The organism is Micromonospora sp. NPDC047187, from assembly GCF_040643355.1.
Taxonomy (GTDB): domain Bacteria; phylum Actinomycetota; class Actinomycetes; order Mycobacteriales; family Micromonosporaceae; genus Micromonospora; species Micromonospora salmantinae.
In genome coordinates this window covers 21,397-37,666 of sequence record NZ_JBEYUF010000007.1, presented here as the reverse complement: position 1 = coordinate 37,666, position 16,270 = coordinate 21,397, and the positions used below count along the sequence as shown (strand labels likewise).

21 protein-coding genes, 2 tRNA genes and 1 other RNA gene are annotated in these 16,270 nt (G+C 71.4%); 11 read left to right on the top strand and 13 right to left on the bottom strand.

Annotation, left to right across the window (positions count from 1 at the left end):
* Positions 1–152 precede the first annotated feature (152 nt).
* Positions 153–242: signal recognition particle sRNA small type (gene ffs, locus ABZ794_RS14310), an RNA gene on the bottom strand.
* 82 nt (positions 243–324) lie between these two features.
* Between ffs and ABZ794_RS14305 the strand changes: the two genes are divergently transcribed.
* A tRNA-Ser gene (locus ABZ794_RS14305) sits at positions 325–409 on the top strand.
* Positions 410–548: 139 nt separating this feature from the next.
* Here ABZ794_RS14305 and ABZ794_RS14300 read toward each other — a convergent pair.
* The gene (locus tag ABZ794_RS14300) at positions 549–791 is read right to left on the bottom strand and encodes a flavin reductase (RefSeq protein ID WP_112604744.1); all 243 of its coding nucleotides are present in this window, start codon (positions 789–791) and stop codon (positions 549–551) included.
* 197 nt (positions 792–988) lie between these two features.
* Between ABZ794_RS14300 and ABZ794_RS14295 the strand changes: the two genes are divergently transcribed.
* Both ABZ794_RS14295 and ABZ794_RS14290 read left to right on the top strand, forming a co-directional pair.
* Positions 989–1,756: a helix-turn-helix transcriptional regulator gene (locus tag ABZ794_RS14295; RefSeq protein WP_357515802.1), complete on the top strand. Its 768-nt coding sequence runs from the start codon at positions 989–991 to the stop codon at positions 1,754–1,756.
* Positions 1,747–1,938, top strand: coding sequence for a DUF397 domain-containing protein (locus tag ABZ794_RS14290; RefSeq protein ID WP_357515800.1), 192 nt, complete (start codon positions 1,747–1,749; stop codon positions 1,936–1,938). The genes ABZ794_RS14295 and ABZ794_RS14290 overlap by 10 nt, the downstream gene beginning before the upstream one ends.
* 24 nt (positions 1,939–1,962) lie before the next feature.
* Here the strand turns inward: ABZ794_RS14290 and ABZ794_RS14285 are convergent, their stop codons facing one another.
* Positions 1,963–2,601 carry a DUF1349 domain-containing protein gene (locus ABZ794_RS14285; protein ID WP_238690382.1) on the bottom strand — a complete coding sequence of 213 codons (639 nt, stop codon included), beginning with the start codon at positions 2,599–2,601 and terminating at the stop codon, positions 1,963–1,965.
* Between the two features lie 156 nt (positions 2,602–2,757).
* On the opposite strand from ABZ794_RS14285, the gene ABZ794_RS14280 reads away from it, so the two are divergent.
* The 3 genes from ABZ794_RS14280 to ABZ794_RS14270 all read left to right on the top strand — a co-directional run bounded on the left by ABZ794_RS14280 (position 2,758) and on the right by ABZ794_RS14270 (position 4,964).
* A complete protein-coding gene (locus ABZ794_RS14280; RefSeq protein WP_210780739.1) occupies positions 2,758–3,372 on the top strand; it encodes a hypothetical protein in 615 nt (204 codons plus the stop codon).
* A gap of 32 nt (positions 3,373–3,404) precedes the next feature.
* A complete protein-coding gene (locus ABZ794_RS14275; RefSeq protein ID WP_357515797.1) occupies positions 3,405–3,899 on the top strand; it encodes a hypothetical protein in 495 nt (164 codons plus the stop codon).
* 315 nt (positions 3,900–4,214) lie between these two features.
* Entirely contained in the window at positions 4,215–4,964 is a 750-nt protein-coding gene (locus ABZ794_RS14270; RefSeq protein ID WP_210780737.1) for an SDR family oxidoreductase, read from the top strand.
* Between the two features lie 56 nt (positions 4,965–5,020).
* On the opposite strand, the gene ABZ794_RS14265 is transcribed toward ABZ794_RS14270, so the two are convergent.
* Positions 5,021–5,107: transfer RNA gene (locus ABZ794_RS14265), tRNA-Ser, on the bottom strand.
* A gap of 75 nt (positions 5,108–5,182) precedes the next feature.
* Between ABZ794_RS14265 and deoD the strand changes: the two genes are divergently transcribed.
* Entirely contained in the window at positions 5,183–5,890 is a 708-nt protein-coding gene (gene deoD / locus ABZ794_RS14260) for a purine-nucleoside phosphorylase (RefSeq protein ID WP_074315244.1), read from the top strand.
* 107 nt (positions 5,891–5,997) lie between these two features.
* On the opposite strand, the gene ABZ794_RS14255 is transcribed toward deoD, so the two are convergent.
* From ABZ794_RS14255 to ABZ794_RS14240, 4 genes are read right to left on the bottom strand one after another with little or no spacing between them, the layout of a single operon-like run.
* Positions 5,998–7,197, bottom strand: a complete 1,200-nt coding sequence (locus tag ABZ794_RS14255; RefSeq protein ID WP_357515796.1) for an ABC transporter permease — start codon at positions 7,195–7,197, stop codon at positions 5,998–6,000.
* On the bottom strand, positions 7,197–7,880 hold the full coding sequence (locus ABZ794_RS14250; protein WP_210780919.1) for an ABC transporter ATP-binding protein: 684 nt from the start codon (positions 7,878–7,880) through the stop codon (positions 7,197–7,199). The genes ABZ794_RS14255 and ABZ794_RS14250 overlap by 1 nt, the downstream gene beginning before the upstream one ends.
* A gap of 8 nt (positions 7,881–7,888) precedes the next feature.
* The gene (locus ABZ794_RS14245) at positions 7,889–8,980 is read right to left on the bottom strand and encodes a peptidoglycan-binding domain-containing protein (RefSeq protein ID WP_357515795.1); all 1,092 of its coding nucleotides are present in this window, start codon (positions 8,978–8,980) and stop codon (positions 7,889–7,891) included.
* Positions 8,977–9,489, bottom strand: coding sequence for a hypothetical protein (locus tag ABZ794_RS14240; protein ID WP_357515793.1), 513 nt, complete (start codon positions 9,487–9,489; stop codon positions 8,977–8,979). The genes ABZ794_RS14245 and ABZ794_RS14240 overlap by 4 nt, the downstream gene beginning before the upstream one ends.
* A 140-nt stretch (positions 9,490–9,629) precedes the next feature.
* On the opposite strand from ABZ794_RS14240, the gene ABZ794_RS14235 reads away from it, so the two are divergent.
* Complete coding sequence (locus tag ABZ794_RS14235; RefSeq protein WP_181518658.1) at positions 9,630–10,286, top strand: response regulator transcription factor; 657 nt, start codon at positions 9,630–9,632, stop codon at positions 10,284–10,286.
* Positions 10,283–11,437: a HAMP domain-containing sensor histidine kinase gene (locus ABZ794_RS14230; RefSeq protein ID WP_238690378.1), complete on the top strand. Its 1,155-nt coding sequence runs from the start codon at positions 10,283–10,285 to the stop codon at positions 11,435–11,437. Before ABZ794_RS14235 ends, ABZ794_RS14230 begins: the two co-directional genes overlap by 4 nt.
* A gap of 13 nt (positions 11,438–11,450) precedes the next feature.
* Here ABZ794_RS14230 and ABZ794_RS14225 read toward each other — a convergent pair whose 3' ends face one another.
* The 4 genes from ABZ794_RS14225 to ABZ794_RS14210 form a co-directional block, all read right to left on the bottom strand.
* A complete protein-coding gene (locus tag ABZ794_RS14225) occupies positions 11,451–11,894 on the bottom strand; it encodes a nucleoside deaminase (protein ID WP_357516006.1) in 444 nt (147 codons plus the stop codon).
* Between the two features lie 145 nt (positions 11,895–12,039).
* Entirely contained in the window at positions 12,040–12,567 is a 528-nt protein-coding gene (locus tag ABZ794_RS14220; RefSeq protein ID WP_210780732.1) for a tRNA adenosine deaminase-associated protein, read from the bottom strand.
* A 117-nt stretch (positions 12,568–12,684) separates the two neighbouring features.
* Positions 12,685–12,852, bottom strand: coding sequence for a hypothetical protein (locus tag ABZ794_RS14215; RefSeq protein WP_167362451.1), 168 nt, complete (start codon positions 12,850–12,852; stop codon positions 12,685–12,687).
* 111 nt (positions 12,853–12,963) lie between these two features.
* Positions 12,964–13,260, bottom strand: coding sequence for a hypothetical protein (locus ABZ794_RS14210; protein ID WP_357516004.1), 297 nt, complete (start codon positions 13,258–13,260; stop codon positions 12,964–12,966).
* 157 nt (positions 13,261–13,417) lie between these two features.
* Between ABZ794_RS14210 and ABZ794_RS14205 the strand changes: the two genes are divergently transcribed.
* Complete coding sequence (locus ABZ794_RS14205; protein ID WP_210780730.1) at positions 13,418–14,179, top strand: M23 family metallopeptidase; 762 nt, start codon at positions 13,418–13,420, stop codon at positions 14,177–14,179.
* Position 14,180: 1 nt separating this feature from the next.
* Entirely contained in the window at positions 14,181–15,254 is a 1,074-nt protein-coding gene (locus ABZ794_RS14200) for a PHP domain-containing protein (protein ID WP_112639235.1), read from the top strand.
* 30 nt (positions 15,255–15,284) lie between these two features.
* On the opposite strand, the gene ABZ794_RS14195 is transcribed toward ABZ794_RS14200, so the two are convergent.
* On the bottom strand, positions 15,285–16,265 hold the full coding sequence (locus tag ABZ794_RS14195) for a DMT family transporter (RefSeq protein ID WP_210780729.1): 981 nt from the start codon (positions 16,263–16,265) through the stop codon (positions 15,285–15,287).
* Positions 16,266–16,270: the final 5 nt, after the last annotated feature.

Genomic DNA, 16,270 nt, shown 5'->3' with positions numbered 1-16,270 from the left:
ACCACCCACCACCCCGGGCGCCTGGGCCTTCGGGCTTGATCGACCGGGCCACCAGGGCTTGATCGACTCGGCTTCCTGGAAACCGCGGTGTCCGCGTGGCCGGGACACCGCGACATCACGGACGCCGAGTGGATCAACCGGCCCACAGACAAAAAGGCCTCCCGTGCACCCGGCAGAGCTCGCTTATCCTTGCTGCCTTCCGGCCCTGGGGAGGTTCACGAGATACCGCCGCACGGGAGGTGCCGCCCAGCCTACCCGACCGCCCGTCGATCTTCAGGGGGTGGTGGGGTGACCCGGCCGACAGGGGCCTGTATCCTGGCTCGCGGAGGATTCGCCTAGAGGCCTAGGGCGCACGCTTGGAAAGCGTGTTGGGTTTACACCCTCACGAGTTCGAATCTCGTATCCTCCGCTCGCCTGAGCAGCACGAACGACAGGGCCGGCCCCACGGGGACCGGCCCTGAGTCGTCTGTGCGGTGGCGTCACCCCACCACCTTGCCGTCCCACTTCGACCTCGGCCCCGATCCGGAACTTGACGTGCGCTGACGAGGTCAGGCGCGGGCGCGGGCCCAGGAGAGGAAGCGGTCGGTCAGGCGGGCCGGGTCGACGTCGGTGAGGTGTTCGCCGGCCTCTGTCTGCAGCGTCGCCAGGTAGACGGTCAACGCGAGCCGGTCGTGCCGGTATTCGCCGAGCAGCCGCAGCTTCGCCGCCGAGCAGGGCCAGGCGATGCCGCACGCGGCACAGCGCCAGGTCGGTCGGGTCGGCAGGTGGTTCCGGTAGCGGCGGCGGGGCATGGCCGGATCTCCTTCGCAGTGGACGGGGGCCGCCCCGCCTCCCCGTCGGGGCGACCCCGGACTGACGCAGACCGCCGGGCTCCTGCGCCTCCACCGGCCACGCCGTCTTCTGTGGACCACCCTCGGGAGAGTTACGAGACAGATACACCGCGTAGCTATATGGTTTCCAGATATCTAGGACATCCGATGGAGGAGCCGTGAACGACGCGCTTCGGGTGGCGCTCAGCGACACCGGGCACACCACCGAATCCCTCGCCGAGACCGTCGGCGTCGACCCGAAGACCGTGGGGCGCTGGTTGACCGAGGACCGCATCCCGCATCCACGCCACCGACTGGCGGCAGCGGAGGCGCTGCACAAGGACGTGTCGGACATCTGGCCGGACACTTCAAGACGTCGTGACCCCATTTGGTTTCGTCCGTGGCAGGAGATCGAGCGCGAGGCGGTGTCGCTTCGCTGGTTCGAGTCGACCGTCCTGCCGGGGTTGCTCCAGACCGAGGCGTACGCCCGCGCGGTGTTGGGCGACGCGGGCCTGATCCCCCGGGGGGAGATCGAGCGGCATCTCACGGTCCGACTCGGCCGGCAGGGCATCCTCAGGCGGGACGACCCGCCGCAGTTCACGGCGGTCGTGGACGAGGCGGTCATCCGCCGTCCGGTGGGCGGCCGGTCGACGATGCGCGAGCAACTGCTGGCCGTGGCGGCGGCGTGCGTCGAGCCGCACATCCGGGTGCACGTCGTGCCCAGCGCGGTCGGCGCCTATGCCGGCCTCAACGGACCTTTCGTGATCGCGCACAGCCACGACCACCGGGTCGCCGGCTACCTCGACAACCAACTTCAGGGACAAGTCGCTAGCGACCCCGAGGACATCGCGGCCATGATGGCGGCATGGGAGAACGTGCGCGGCGAGGCGTTGTCCCACTGGCAGTCTGTCGAAATCATCCAGGAAGTGGCGGAGTCATGGAGCTGAACGGCGCCCGGTGGCGCAAGAGCAGCCGCAGCAGCGGCAACGGCGGCGCCTGCGTCGAGGTCGCCGACAACCTGCCCGGCGTCGTCGGCGTACGGGATTCAAAGGACCCGACCGGCCCGGCGCTCGCCTTCGCGCCCACGGCCTGGCGTGCGTTCGTCACCCAGCTCACCCGACGCGCCTGACCGGCGCCCGGTCACACAGGCAGGTCAGGAGCCGTCGCGGAGATCGCCCAGACGTTCCGCCCGGAACGTGATCTCGTCGAAGGTCACGCCGCACCCCTCACCGGTCGGGGACTGGCCCGCGAAGCCGATCCGGTCGCGAGACGTGTCGGGGTCGAGGAGGAAGACGCGGATCAGCTGCCAGGTCTCACCGTCGACCGAGGCGTGGTACGCGTAGACCCCGTCGACCCGGGAGACCCGCAGCCACACCGACCGGTCGGGTACGACGAAGGCGTTCGCGTCGTCGGCGACGCCCCGGCAGATGACCGACACGATCATGGGATCGCCTGCTGGGGAGAACTCGAAGCACAGCTTCGCCCAGCGCCGCTCGTCTAGCCACAGCAGCAGCACCCCGGCGTCGAAGGTGGCGGCGAAGCCCACTGTGACCCGGGCGCTGAACTGGAAGTCCCCGGTCGGCAGGTCCCCGAGCAGTGTCGCCGCGTTGAGCGTCGACTCGGCACTGACAGTGGTGGTCTCGGCGGAGCCGGTGCTGGGGTCGATGAAGATGTCAGTGTGCGGCTGCGCCTCGACCGCCACGGTGCCGGCCGCCTCGTCGACCCGCCACAGCTCGGCGGACGAGGGCACGAGCGGGAACGGCACACCGGGAACGCTCAGTTGATTGGCCATGGCCAGGACCGTACAACCGTCGCCTGCTCGCCGACGCCCACTCGTCGAGCAGGGCCCGGCACGTCCACTCTCTGGCCGGTACCGTGCCAGGCAGCGACGACGGGGAGACCGTCGTACACATGTTCTATCCACAGGCTGTGGACGACCGGAGGTTCCGTGGCTTACCAGCTCAGCGCGGTGGTCGCGGACGTCGAACTGCTCCGCGAGCAGACCGCCGAGCTGGATCACGCGGTCCTCGGCGAGCTGCGCCAGGACTTCGCGCTGCTGCCGGTCACCCCGCAGTTGGTGATCGAGCTGACCGGGTCGTTGCCGGATTTCGCCACTGACGAGCGCAGCGCCGCGGGCCCGTTCGGCCTGGTGTTGTCGACGGCGCTGGTCGAGGTGCTGACCCGCTGGTCACAGTCGGCTCCGGTGGCCTATGTGGAGGCGGAGTTCGGTGGCGGCGTCGGCTACCAGTCGGCAGCGGTGTGGTTGGGCGGAGGGCTGTCCTGGGGCCCGCGCTTCGACGACGAGTTGAGCGCGCCGCGCGAGCAGTGGCCGATCAACTGTGCGCTCAGTCAGCTCGGCGTGGAGCCCGGCACCTGGATCGACAGGTTCGCCGAAGTGGGGTTGCACCTGGAGCGGAGCACCGAGGGTTGGCTGGCGCACGGGCGGCGTCGACTCAGCGCCGACTACTGGGACGAGCTGGTCGAGCAGTGGGAAAACCAGGAATCCAGCGTTCGGCAGCAACCTGAACGCTCCCGTTCCGTTGGGGACTGGGGGATTCCATGAAATTGCGACAATTTGCGTTTATCGCCACGCTGATGACGGCTGCCTCGATCGCGGGCAGCGGCGTACCGCCAACCGGGTCGATTCCTAACGGCCGGCCCGCCGGCAACGTGGGGATCATCGACCTGAACGGCCTGCGCAACATCGAGTTCGGTGCCACCGAGGACGAGCTGACCCGACGCGGCATCCTGCGGACCAGCCTGGAAGCCTGCGGGCCGATGCTCGCCGGCCACGACACGGTCAGCCCGGTCTTCGTGGAGGACAAACTCGTGCTGCTCTGGGTCGGCGACCCGATGCGGACACCGGAGGGCATTACGGCAGGCTCGCCCGTCGACGAGGTCTGGGACCGCTACCCGCAGGTCAGCCGGCTGCGGGCTCCACAGGGGACACATCGGCTCGACGGTTTACTCGCTCGCAGCGGCGACCGCGCGTACCTGTTCCTGCACGACGGGCGCACTGTCCGAAAAACCATCGCCGGGTACGCGGACTGGGCCCGCCGCCTCTTCAACGAGGGTGCGGGCCCGTGCTGAGCCGACAACCTACGGGCTGACCGGACGGGTCGGCCCGACCGGTCCGGGCGAAGTCGCTCCAGGCACGGACCGAGCGGTCGGTCCGGCCGGATCACGGAGATCACGTTCTCGCGGAGCAGGGTGACCACCCACCTCCGTACGCGGTCGGCTGGGCGAAGGCGTCCCGCGCGTACCCCGTGTCCCCTTCGGCGTAGCGGGCCACGGCCTTGCGGAACAACTCCTCCTACCGCCACGTTCGGATACGTACCGACCGGTACAGAATTCGCTTGTGGCCCGGCCGGCCGGACACGACCACCCCGACAGAGGAGATCCATCGTGGGACAGCTCGACGGCAAGACAGCCCTCGTCACCGGGGGCACCACGGGCATCGGCCTGGCCGCCGCCCGCCGCTTCGCCGCCGAAGGCGCGTACGTCTTCGTCACCGGCCGCCGCAAGGGCCCAGTGGACGAGGCCGTCGCCAGCATCGGCGCGAACGTCACAGGCATCGCCAGCGACGTCAGCAAGCTCGACGACCTGGACCGGGTGATGCGGGCGATCGAGGAGCGGGGCGCTGGGCTGGACGTGGTGTTCGCCAACGCCGGCGGTGGGGAGTTCCGTTCGCTCGACTCGATCACGGTCGAGCACGTGGCCAACACCTTCGACACCAACATCTACGGCACCATCTTCACAGTGCAGAAGGCCCTGCCCCTGCTCAACGAGGGCGCGTCGATCGTGCTCACCGGCTCGACTGCCGCCAGCAACGGCACCCCGGCGTTCAGCGTCTACGCGGCGTCCAAGGCGGCCATCCGCTCGTTCGGCCGCACCTGGGCCGCCGAGCTGATCGGCCGGAAGATCCGGGTCAACACCCTGGTGCCCGGCTCGACCGAGACCCCCGGTCTCGCCGGTCTCGCGCCCAGCCCCGCCGAGGCACCCGGGTTGCTGAAGACCATCGCCTCGGGCGTGCCCATGCAGCGCATGGCACACCCGGACGAGATCGCCAACGCGGCGCTCTTCCTCGCCTCCGACCAGAGCAGCTTCATGACCGGCGGCGAGCTGTTCGTCGACGGCGGCGAGCAGCAGCTCTGACGCGAAAACGCCCGGTCGACCCTCGCGGATCGACCGGGCGTTTCTGCACTACAGAGCGGTGGCGGAGGGATTTGAACCCTCGGAGGGCGTTAACCCTCACACGCTTTCGAGGCGTGCTCCTTAGGCCGCTCGGACACGCCACCGCCGACGAGGGTACAGGACCGCCGGTTCCGACGCCGAACCGGTATCGCCCGAGCCGGCCTGGCAGGATCTTTGCCATGAGTACGCACATCGGCGCGAAGCCGGGCGAGATCGCCGAGCGGGTCCTGATGCCGGGTGACCCCCTGCGGGCCAAGTGGATCGCGGAGACCTACCTCGAGGGCGCCACCTGCTACTCGACGGTTCGGGGCATGCTGGGCTTCACCGGCCGCTGGAACGGCGTCGAGGTTTCCGTCCAGGGCTCCGGCATGGGCATGCCGTCGGCCTCCATCTACGCCCACGAATTGATCAACGAGTACGGCGTGAAGACGCTGATCCGGGTCGGCTCCTGTGGCGCCCTCAGCACCGACCTGCAACTGCGGGACGTGGTGGCCGCGATCGGGTCGTCCACCGACTCGAACATGAACCGGATGCGCTTCGACGGGCTGATCGACTACGCCCCGGTGGCCGACTTCGGGCTGCTGCGTACGTCGGTCGAGGTGGCCGAGCGACGCGGCATCACCATGCACGTGGGGCCGATCCTGGCGGCGGACGCCTTCTACACCGACCGCCCGGACCTGTACGACACCCTCGCCGACTACGGCGTGCTGGCGGTGGAGATGGAGTCGGCGGCGCTCTACACGATCGCGGCCCGGTTCAAGGCCCGCGCACTGACCGTGTTGACCGTCAGCGACCACATCAAGACCGGCGAGAAGACCACCTCGGAGGAGCGCGAGCAGACCTTCAGCCAGATGGTCGAGATCGCCCTCGACACGATCATCGCCTGACCCGTCCGGGCGGCGTCACCGCGACGAGCGTGATGACTGTGAGGCATAAATATGCCGCACAGTCATCACGCTCTGTCGCATCACGCGGCCCAACCGAGCCACGCCGGTCACACGGCGGCCAGCGCCTCCGTCGGCGCAAGGCGGGCGGCGCGCACCGCCGGGTAGAGGCCGGCGAGACCGCCGATGACCACTGTCGCGCCCACCCCGCCGAGCATCGCCCAGGCCGGCACCACTGTCGGCCAGTCCTGCGACAGCGCGTAGCCCGCTGTGACCAGGATGCCCAGCACCACCCCACCGATTCCGCCGAGCGCGGAGAGCAGCAGCGACTCGGTGAGGAACTGGGCCCGTACCTGACCGCGGGTGGCGCCCAGTGACCGGCGCAGGCCGATCTCGGCTCGTCGTTCCAGCACCGAGATCACCATGGTGTTCGCCACGCCGACCCCACCGACCAGCAGGGCGACCGCGCCCAGGCCCAGCAACAGGCCGGTGAACGCGTCGTCGGTCGCCTCGGCGGCGGCCAGTGCGTCCGAGGGCCGGGACACCTCGACCTCGTTCGGGGCCTCCGGGTTGGTGGTCGCGCCGAGCACCGACCGGACCGCCTCGACCTGCGACTCCTGCGCCCGGGTGTAGACGGTCGTCGGGTGACCGTCGAAGCCCAGGTACTCGGCCGCCGCCGCCCAGCCGACCAACGCCGACGTGTCCAACTCCGGGGCGAGCGGTGCGGCGGCGAGGGTGCCGACCACTGTGAACGGCCGTCCACCCAGCCACACCTGCACCTGCGGGTCCGCCGAGGTGATCCCGAGCCGCTGCGCGGCGGTGGCGCCGAGCACGACCGCGGGGTAGCGGGCGGTCGCCTCGTTGAGCCAGGTGCCGGTGGTCACCTCGGCTCCCACGGTGCCGAGCAGGTCCAGTCGGGCCGCCCGGGTGGCGATGCCACCGGTCTCCGCCGCCGGGATCCGATCCGAGCGGTACACCTTCGCGTCGGGCACCTGCCCGGTCGCGGACACCTCGGTCACCGGACCGATCCGCCCGATCATCGCGATCGACTCCTCGGGCAGTTGCGCGTCCGCGCCGAACAGGGTGCTGCCCGGCTCGACGGTGAGCAGGTTGGTGCCGAGCGCGTCGAGCGCCCGGTCCAGCTCGGCTCGGGACGACGAGGAGATACCGACCACCGCGATCATCGCGGCGATGCCGATCGCGATGCCCAACGCGGAGAGGAACGCCCGCAGCGGACGGGTCCGCAGCCCCACCCCACCGACGCGCACGACGTCCGCCGGCCGCAGTCGGGCCGGGGTCAGCGTCGCCATCAGCCGACACCGCCCGACGCGAGGGCCGAGTCGTGCCGCACCGCGCCGTCACGCATCCGCACCTGTCGGGGCAGGCTTCCCGCGATCTCCCGGTCATGCGTGATCACCACGACTGTGGTTCCGGCCCGGTGCAGATCGTGCAGCAACTCCAACACCCCGGCACCGGACTGGGAGTCCAGGTTGCCGGTCGGCTCGTCGGCGAGCAGCACCGCCGGCTCGCCGACCACCGCGCGGGCCACTGCCACCCGCTGCCGTTCCCCGCCGGACAGCTCGTGCGGCCGGTGCCCCAACCGGTGGCCCAGGCCGACCCGGACCAACGCGGCCTCCGCCCGTTCGCGCCGCCGCCGCAGCGGTACGCCGGAGTAGAGCAACCCGTCGGCCACGTTGTCCACGACCGGGACGCCGGGGGCGAGGTGGAACTGCTGGAAGACGAAGCCGATCCGGGTGGCCCGCAGCGCGGACAACTCCCGGTCGGTCAGCTTCGCCGCGTCGTACCCGTCGATGAGCACGCTGCCCGACGACGGCCGGTCCAGGGTGCCGATCAGGTGCAGCATTGTCGACTTACCCGATCCGGACGGACCGACGATCGCTACCAACTCGCCGTGACCGATTCGCAGCGACACGTCGTCCAACGCGACGACGCCGCCGGCGTACCGCTTGCTGACCCGGTCGAGCACGATCACCTCGCCGCTCACGTCGGCACCACCACCGTCGTACCCTCGGTGAGGCCCGTACCGGTGACCTCCACCCGGCCGTCGGCGAACAACCCGGTGGTCACCGCGAGGACCCGGCTCGCGTCGCCCTCGGCGACCTGGACGCCGTAGCCGCCCTCGGCCAGCGCCAACAGCGCCGCCACCGGCACGGTGAGCACGTCGCGGCGCTCCGAGACGGTGAACGTGACGTCCGCGCTGGCCTGGTCGAAGCCGGTGAGGGCCTTCGGGTCGGTCACCGCGACTGTCACCTCGATCTTCGTCTCGGCGTCGGCGGCCTGCCCGTTGGCACCGGCCGCGCCGGCCTGGACGACCGTCTCGACAGTGCTGATCGTGCCCGCCACCGACCGGCCGTCCGGCAACCGCACGGTGACCTTCGCGTCGCGCTTGGCCAACCGCTGGTCGTCCACGTCCAACTCGACGGTGACGACCCGGCTGGTGCCGGTGTACGTCAGCACCGCCTGGCCGGGCTGGGTGAGATCGCCGACGTCGACCTGGTGGCCCTCCACCCGGACCTCCCGGTCGGCGTACACGACCCGTCCCGGCTCGACCCGACCGGTCTCGGTCAGGCCCAGGTCCTCCTGCCAGTCCCGGACGGCGTCCGCGGTGGCGCCGGTGTACTCGTCGTCGACAGTGAAGCCGGTGTAGCCCAGCGCTTCGAGGTTCCGCTCGAACTGCGCGACGTCGGGCCCCTCCACCCCGGGGGCGAGGGTCCGGTACGCGGGCAACCCGCCGTAGAGCAGCACCACCTCCTCGTTGTCGACCAGGTAGAGCGCCTTGCCCCGCCGTACCGTCGACCCGGTGGCCGCCAGCGCGGTGACGGTGCCGTTGAGCTTCGCCGTGGCGGTACGCGTCACGCCGTACCCCAGCTCACCGTCAGCGGTCTCCGAGTCGGCGAGGGTCTGCCGGGTGACAGTGGCGGTGGCGGGTGGCGCGCTGCCGGCCTGGGCGCGGCCCCCGTCGGAGCCGCCGCCGAAGCCCACCGCGGCGACCACGCCCACGGCGGCGACCAGCAGGATGACGCCGCCGGTGACGGCGGCGCGCAGCCGCGAGCGTCGGATGGCGCCCGTCACCGGCCGGCCCCGAACTGCGGCGCGTGCTGCCGGCACTTCTCCAGCGCGGCCTTCATGGCCGGGTCGCCGATGTTGATCGCGTTGCCCCCCGTCCCGATGCGGACCCGCCCGTCGGCGTCCGGGTCCGGGAAGTCCGGCACCCCGTTCTCCCGCATGCACTTGGCCAGCGTGCGCATCTGCTCGGCCTGCTCGGGGTTGAGCTGCGGTCCCTGCCCGCCGTTGGGCAGCTTGTCCTGGCACTTCTCCATGGCCGCCTGGACCTTCTGCTGATCCACGTCCGCGCCGAACCGGAAGCCGGGACGGCCACCCGGCTCCGGGTCGGGCATGTCCACCCCGTTCTCCCGCATGCACCGGGCGAAGGCGAGTTGCCGCTCCGAGTCACTGACCGGCGTGCCGCTCACCGTGGCCTCGGCCTTCGCGCCACCGGCGGTCGCGACCCCGCCGCCGTCGTCGCCTCCCGCGCCGCACCCGGACAGCGCCAGGGCGAGCAGGACGGGGATCGCAAGCATCTGTCGTCGCATGGTGTCCGCTTCCGCTCAGGTCCGGCGCGGTTCGCCGAACGTGACACCAGTGCACGGCAGTGGGCGTATCCCCGGCGTTACCGTCGGCGGTTACGCCGGCGTTACCGCACCCCGAGCACCATGGAGGGGTGAGAGTGCTGGTGGTCGAGGACGAGAACGTGCTGGCGGACGCCATCGCCGAGTGGCTGCGTCGGGAGTCGTTCGCTGTCGACGTGGCGTACGACGGGGACGCCGCGTTGGAACGGCTCGGCGTCAACGAGTACGCAGTGGTGGTCCTGGACCGGGACCTGCCGGTGGTGCACGGCGACGACGTGTGCCGGGCGATCGTGGACGCGGGCGGGGAGACCCGGGTGCTGATGTTGACCGCGTCGGCGGCGGTCCGGGAACGGGTGGCGGGGTTGGCGCTCGGTGCCGACGACTACCTGACCAAGCCGTTCGCCCTGGTCGAGCTGTCGGCCCGGGTGCACGCGCTGACCCGCCGGTCCCGCCCGGCGGCGCCGCCGACGCTGCGTCGCGCCGGCATCCAGCTCGACCCGGCCCGACACGAGGTACGCCGGGACGACCGGCACGTGGCGCTGTCCCGCAAGGAGTTCGCGGTGCTGGCCGAGCTGCTGCGCGCCGACGGCGCTGTGGTCTCCGCCGAGGACCTGCTGGAACGCGCCTGGGACGAGCACATCGACCCGTTCACCAACGTGGTCCGGGTGACGGTCATGAAGCTGCGCCGCAAACTCGGCGACCCACCGGTGATCGAGACGGTCCCCGGGGCGGGGTACCAGATCCGATGAAACGCCTCACGATCCGCGCCCGGCTCACCCTCATCTACGGCGGGCTCTTCCTGTTGGCCGGCGTGGTTCTGCTCGCCGTCACGTACGTGCTGGTGGATCAGCGGATGCCGCAGCCGTTCGGGGTGAAGCTGAGCGACCTGCCGAAGACCGCCCCCACGACGCCCAGCGGGCAGAACGTCGACAACCTGCGCACCCTGTTGCAGGAGTTGCAGGACGAGGCGAAGCGCAACGCCCTGGAGTCGCTGCTGACCCAGGGCGGTATCGCGTTGATCGTGGTGTCGACGGTGGCGATCGCGTTCGGCTGGTTGCTCGCCGGTCGGGCGTTGCAGCCCCTGCTCCAGATCACCGGCACCGCCCGCCGGATCGCCGGCGCGGACACCGCCGGCCGTGGTCTGCACGAGCGGATCGCGCTCACCGGCCCTCCCGACGAGGTACGCGAACTCGCCGACACCTTCGACGAGATGCTGGAACGGCTGGACCGTTCCTTCGACGGGCAGCGCCGGTTCGTGGCGAACGCCTCGCACGAGCTGCGTACGCCGCTGGCGCTCAACCGCGCCCTGGTGGAGTTGGCTGTCACCCGCCCGGACGCCTCGGCGGAGACCCGGCGACTGGGCGAGTCGCTACTGGCGGTCAACGAACGCCACGAGCGGCTGATCGACGGTCTGCTGACCCTGGCCGACTCGGAGAACGAACTGACCGAGCGTACGCCGGTCGACTTGGCCGAGGTCTGCGCGCACACGACCGACCAGGCCGGGAAGCAGGCGCCCGACGTGCGGGTTCGGCGGGCCCTGGCTCCGGCGCTGACCAGCGGCGACCCGGTGCTGTTGGAGCGGCTCACGTTCAACCTGGTGGAGAACGCGTTGCGCCACAACCTGCCCGCCGACGGTTGGGTGGAGGTGCGCACCGGGCTGGTCGACGGCCGGCCCACCCTCACTGTGACAAACACCGGCCCGGTCATCCCCGGCTACGACGTCGAGACGATGTTCCAGCCCTTCCGACGGCTGTCGCGGGAGCGGGTCGTGGGCGCGCGGGGCTTCGGGCTGGGGCTGTCCATCGTCCGCGCGGTGGCCCGGGCCCACGGCGGCACCGCCGAGGCGCAGCCCCGCCCGGACGGCGGTCTGATCGTCACTGTCACCCTGCCGCCGGCCTGACCGGCGGCCCGCTTCAGCGGAAGAACGCGCGCAGGACGGTGGCGGTCTCGGCCTCCAGCACCCCGCCGTAGACCTCGGGGCGGTGGTTGAGCCGACGGTCCCGCAGCACGTCCCAGAGCGATCCGGCCGCGCCGGTCTTGGGCTCCCACGCGCCGAACACGACTGTGGAGACCCGGGCCAGCACCAGCGCCCCGGCGCACATGGTGCACGGTTCGAGGGTGACCACCAGGGTGCAGCCGTCCAGCCGCCACCGGCCGGTGCGCTCGGCGCCCCGGCGCAGGGCCAGCACCTCGGCGTGGGCGGTGGGGTCGCCGGTCAGCTCGCGCTCGTTGCGTCCGGTGGCCAACTCGGTGCCGTCCGGCCCGTAGAGGACCGCCCCCACCGGTACGTCGTCGACGTCGGTGACCGTGTCGTCGACGGGTGGACCGGCGACGGCGATCTCCAGGGCGCGGCGCATCCACAGCTCGTGCCGCTGTCGTCGGCCGACCTCGCCCAGGTCGGCCAGGCCCTCGTGGGCGCCGGGCCCGGCACGGCCCACAGCGCCGGGGGTCGGCTGGCCCGGTCGGATCGACTCCAGCGACGGATCGGTGGCGTCGGCCGGCTCAGACCTCACGCAGCTCCTCGACCTCGTCGGCGCAGCCGAGCACCTGGCAGATCTCGGCGGTGACGTCCGCCGGCATCATCCCCTCGTGGGTGCAGAGGGTCAGCAGCTTCTGCGCGGAGATGCCCAGGTTGGCCAGCAGGTCGGCGTCACCGACCGGGTCGGCCTCCGGGTCGACGACGGGCTGTTCGCTCTCCTCGTCACCGGTGCTCACCGGGCGTGGCTCGTCGTCACCGTCGAGCCCGGTGACCGACGTCTTCAGGTCACCGACCAGCAGCGACCCGAGCTGCGACTCCTCGGCGTACGCGGAGTCCGAACCGAACACCCGCAGGTCCTCGCCCTCGTCGAGGCGCAGGATCACCAGATACGCGTCGTCGGCCTCGACGAAGAGCAGCGACACGTCGGCCTCCTGGTCGACGTCACGCAGCCGGTCGGCAACCTCGTCGATGTCGGTGGCGCCACGCAGGCTGACCTCGGCGGCGGTCCAGCCACTGTCGTCGCGCACCACGGCCGCAGCGAAGTACGACACGGTCCCCCCAATAGCCCTCGACACAGCGTCGACTCGTTACGCGTGCACGTTAGCCGGTCGGGTCGGCAGGCGACCCGTCAACGCCCCGAAGGGCGGGTCATTCCTGACAAAGTCGGATCAGCCGACGACTCGACGGCGGGTGGCGATGAGCTGGCGCAGACGCTCGGTGCGCTGCCGCTGCGGTCGGCTGCGCTGGCGGACCGCCCGGGCGCCCGCCAACTCGGCCAGCAACTGCAGTCGACGGCGGTTGCGATCGGGATCCTGCCGGGGAGTGGTCCAGGCCATGGTCCCGAGCGTGCCGAGTCTCGGCGGCCACGTCAAGACGGCGTTCGCTACGCAGCCAACCGGGCACACGGTGCAGTCACCGAGCGCCGTTTCGGGGCCCGTCCGTGCCGGTCACCACAGCGGCCAGTCACCACTGGTTGCCCAGCGGACCGCCACCACGGCGGCGGCGATGCTCCAACCACCCGCCGTGACGATGGCGACCCCGGTGGCCACCCCTCGGTCGCCGTATCGGACCAGCACCAGGGCGGTGACCCAGGCCAGCAGGCCGGCGAACACAGTCCACCACCCGTAGCTGGCCACGTCGGTGCCGAGCAGGCCGAACAGCAGCAGCCAACCGGCCGCCGCACCGCCACCGGCTGCGACACCACCGCCGGTGACCGGGTGCGGCTCGCGGTAGGTGGGCCGCATCGGTGGGCCGGAGGGGAAGAGACCCGACGGGGTACGCGGCACCGGGCGGACGGCACCGAAATCCGGGCCAGGCTCGGGTCGGGCAATGGTCACCGTCGCTGCCCTCCCTCACGCGTGCCGCTCGTGCCCACCGTACCGGCTCTGCCAGGATGACCGGATGTCCTCGCCGACGATCAGCCGCCGCGCTCGTCCGGCGTACCCGATCCTGCTGCTGCTCGCCCCGGTGCTGGCCGCCGGCTGTGCGACCACCCGGCCGGGGGTGCCCGACGGTGCCGCGCCGACGCCACCTTCGGTCTGGGCGACCGCCGACCAGCCGGCGTCGCAGCCGCCCACGCCGGCGGCGACCGACCCGAGCTCCCCGGCGCCGTCGTCGGCCAGGCCGTCGACGACTGCACCCCGCACCGGGCTCAAGCACGTCTTTCCGGTACGCGCCGACAACGTCGACTACCACCCGACGCACGGGGCGTACCCGGGGACGGATCTCTTCGCCGACTGCGGCGAACCGTTCGTGGCGGTGACCGACGGGACGGTGCTGGAGGTGAGCCGCGTGGACCGGTACCGCAAGCGTGGGCCACAGGGCCCGAACAACGGCGGCCTGTCGGTCGCCCTGCTCGGCGACGACGGGGTGCGCTACTACGGCTCGCACCTGAGTGTCGTGACCAGCGGAGTCGAGGCCGGGGTGCGGGTCCGCGCCGGGCAGCAGCTCGGCAAGGTGGGCCGCACCGGCAACGCGAACAACGTGTGTCATGTGCACTTCGGCATCTCGCCGGCGTGCGCCGGCAAGGACGGCTGGTGGATCCGGCGCGGGGTGATCTGGCCGGCGCGTTACCTGGACTCGTGGCGGCGCGGCGGCAACCGCGAGCCGGCCGCCGAGGTCACCGCGTGGCAACGCAGGCACGGCTGCCCGAAGGCGCCCTGACATGGCTCGCGCGAGAGATCCCATCGCCGACCTGCGCCGGATCGCGTTCCTGTTGGAACGGGCGAACGAGGCCACCTACCGGGTACGCGCGTTCCGGTCGGCGGCGAAGGCGCTGGCCGGGCTGCCTGCGGCCGAGCTGACCGAACGGGCCGGCAACGGCACGCTCACCGAACTGGCCGGTGTCGGTGACGTCACGGCCCGCTGCGTGGCGGAGTCCCTCGCCGGTGAGGAACCGGTCTACCTCCGCCGGCTGGTGGCGACCGAGGGCAGCGACCTGGACGCCGAGGCCACGGCGCTGCGCGCCGCCCTGCGCGGCGACTGTCACACCCACTCGGACTGGTCCGACGGCGGCTCACCGATCGAGGAGATGGCGCTGGCCGCTGTGGAGTTGGGCCACGAGTACCTGGTGCTGACCGACCACTCGCCCCGGCTGACGGTGGCCCGGGGGCTGACCGCGGAGCGGCTGCGCCGGCAGCTCGACCACGTGGCGCAGGTCAACGCTGCGCTGCCCGAGGGTTTCCGGATCCTCACCGGGATCGAGGTGGACATCCTCGCCGACGGCTCCCTGGACCAGGACGACGACCTGCTGGCGCGGCTCGACGTGGTGGTCGGGTCGGTGCACAGCGGCCTGAAGGACGAGCGGTCGAAGATGACCCGGCGCATGCTGAAGGCGGTCGCCAACCCGCACCTGGACATCCTCGGTCATGTCACCGGCCGGATGGTGTCGTCCCGCCCGGCCGGGGTGACCGGTCCGGGCGATCGGGGGCACCGCGCGCGTACCCGGGCGGAGAGCGACTTCGACGCGGACGCCGTCTTCGCCGCCTGCGCCGAGCACGACACCGCCGTCGAGATCAACTCTCGGCCGGAGCGGCAGGACCCGCCGAAACGCCTGATCCGCCGCGCCCTGGAGGCCGGCTGCCGGTTCGCCATCAACACCGACGCGCACGCGCCCGGCCAACTCGACTGGCAACGATTCGGTTGTGAACGCGCCGCCCTCTGCGGCGTCCCCGCCGACCGGGTGATCAACACCTGGTCGGCGGAGCAACTGGTGGCCTGGACGCACGACCGCACCTGACCAGTCCGGCGCTGGTCGGGCGGTGGTGTGTCAGCGGCGGGCGGGTTCGGCGGCGGGTGTGGCGGGAGCGCCGACGCCGACGACCGGGCTGCTCCGGCGGCGACCGAACATTCCCTGCGAGACCGCGACCCCGAGCAGCACGATCAGCGCGCCGACCGGTTGGTGCCAGTTGAGGCGTTCGTCGAGCGCCAGAGCACCGATCAACACCGCGAAGATCGGAATCAGGTACGTGACTGTGGACGCGGTGCTCGCACCGGCCACCCGGATGTTGCGCATGTTGATCACGAACGCGAGCCCGGTGCCGAGCGCGCCGAGGGTCAGCACGCTTGCCACCACCCCCGCCGACAGTTCGGTGGGCAGCGGCGGCAGGCCGGCGACGAAGGGGGTGACGATGGCCAGCTGCGCGGCCGCGAGCAGCAGTTGAGCGGTGGAGAGCGACAGACCCGAGTACGCGCTGCCGGCGACGAACCGCTTCTGGTACGGGATGGACACGCCGTAGCAGGCCGCCGCACCGAAGCACATGAGCTGCCCGGTGAAGTGCGCCCCGCCGATGCCCTCCCAGACCCCGAGGACCACCAGCACCCCGACGAAGCCCAGCCCGAGCCCGACCGCACGGCGCACTGTGAGCCGCTCGGTGCGGAAGACCAGCACCGCCATCGGCAGCACGATCAACGGCGTGGTGGCGTTCCAGATGCCGGCCAACATCGACTCGACCCGCTGCTCGCCGTAGCCGAAGAGGGTGAACGGCACTGCCACGCCGAAGGCGGCGACGACTGTCAGGTGTGCCCAGACCCGGGGCTCGCGGGGCAGCCGGTCGCGCAGCACGGCGAGGACCACCAGCAGTGTCAACGCGCCGGCGACGACCCGGTAGAGGGTGAGTTGCACAGGGTGCAGCTCGGCCACCCCGACCTTGATGAAGAGAAAGCTGGAACCCCAGATCGCGGCGAGGGCGACAAAGCCGGGCAGCCAGGCGCGGACCGGCGCTTTGTCAGGAGTGGTATCGGTGGTCACCCCTG

What these genes read in the sequence shown, in the direction of transcription:
- ABZ794_RS14300 (WP_112604744.1), bottom strand. Translation starts at nt 791, where the DNA reads ATGCCCCGCCGCCGCTACCGGAACCACCTGCCGACCCGACCGACCTGG.
- ABZ794_RS14290 (WP_357515800.1), top strand. Translation starts at nt 1,747, where the DNA reads ATGGAGCTGAACGGCGCCCGGTGGCGCAAGAGCAGCCGCAGCAGCGGC.
- ABZ794_RS14285 (WP_238690382.1), bottom strand. Translation starts at nt 2,601, where the DNA reads ATGGCCAATCAACTGAGCGTTCCCGGTGTGCCGTTCCCGCTCGTGCCC.
- ABZ794_RS14275 (WP_357515797.1), top strand. Translation starts at nt 3,405, where the DNA reads ATGACGGCTGCCTCGATCGCGGGCAGCGGCGTACCGCCAACCGGGTCG.
- deoD (WP_074315244.1), top strand. Translation starts at nt 5,183, where the DNA reads ATGAGTACGCACATCGGCGCGAAGCCGGGCGAGATCGCCGAGCGGGTC.
- ABZ794_RS14255 (WP_357515796.1), bottom strand. Translation starts at nt 7,197, where the DNA reads ATGGCGACGCTGACCCCGGCCCGACTGCGGCCGGCGGACGTCGTGCGC.
- ABZ794_RS14240 (WP_357515793.1), bottom strand. Translation starts at nt 9,489, where the DNA reads ATGCTTGCGATCCCCGTCCTGCTCGCCCTGGCGCTGTCCGGGTGCGGC.
- ABZ794_RS14230 (WP_238690378.1), top strand. Translation starts at nt 10,283, where the DNA reads ATGAAACGCCTCACGATCCGCGCCCGGCTCACCCTCATCTACGGCGGG.
- ABZ794_RS14225 (WP_357516006.1), bottom strand. Translation starts at nt 11,894, where the DNA reads ATGCGCCGCGCCCTGGAGATCGCCGTCGCCGGTCCACCCGTCGACGAC.
- ABZ794_RS14215 (WP_167362451.1), bottom strand. Translation starts at nt 12,852, where the DNA reads ATGGCCTGGACCACTCCCCGGCAGGATCCCGATCGCAACCGCCGTCGA.
- ABZ794_RS14210 (WP_357516004.1), bottom strand. Translation starts at nt 13,260, where the DNA reads ATGCGGCCCACCTACCGCGAGCCGCACCCGGTCACCGGCGGTGGTGTC.
- ABZ794_RS14205 (WP_210780730.1), top strand. Translation starts at nt 13,418, where the DNA reads ATGTCCTCGCCGACGATCAGCCGCCGCGCTCGTCCGGCGTACCCGATC.
- ABZ794_RS14200 (WP_112639235.1), top strand. Translation starts at nt 14,181, where the DNA reads ATGGCTCGCGCGAGAGATCCCATCGCCGACCTGCGCCGGATCGCGTTC.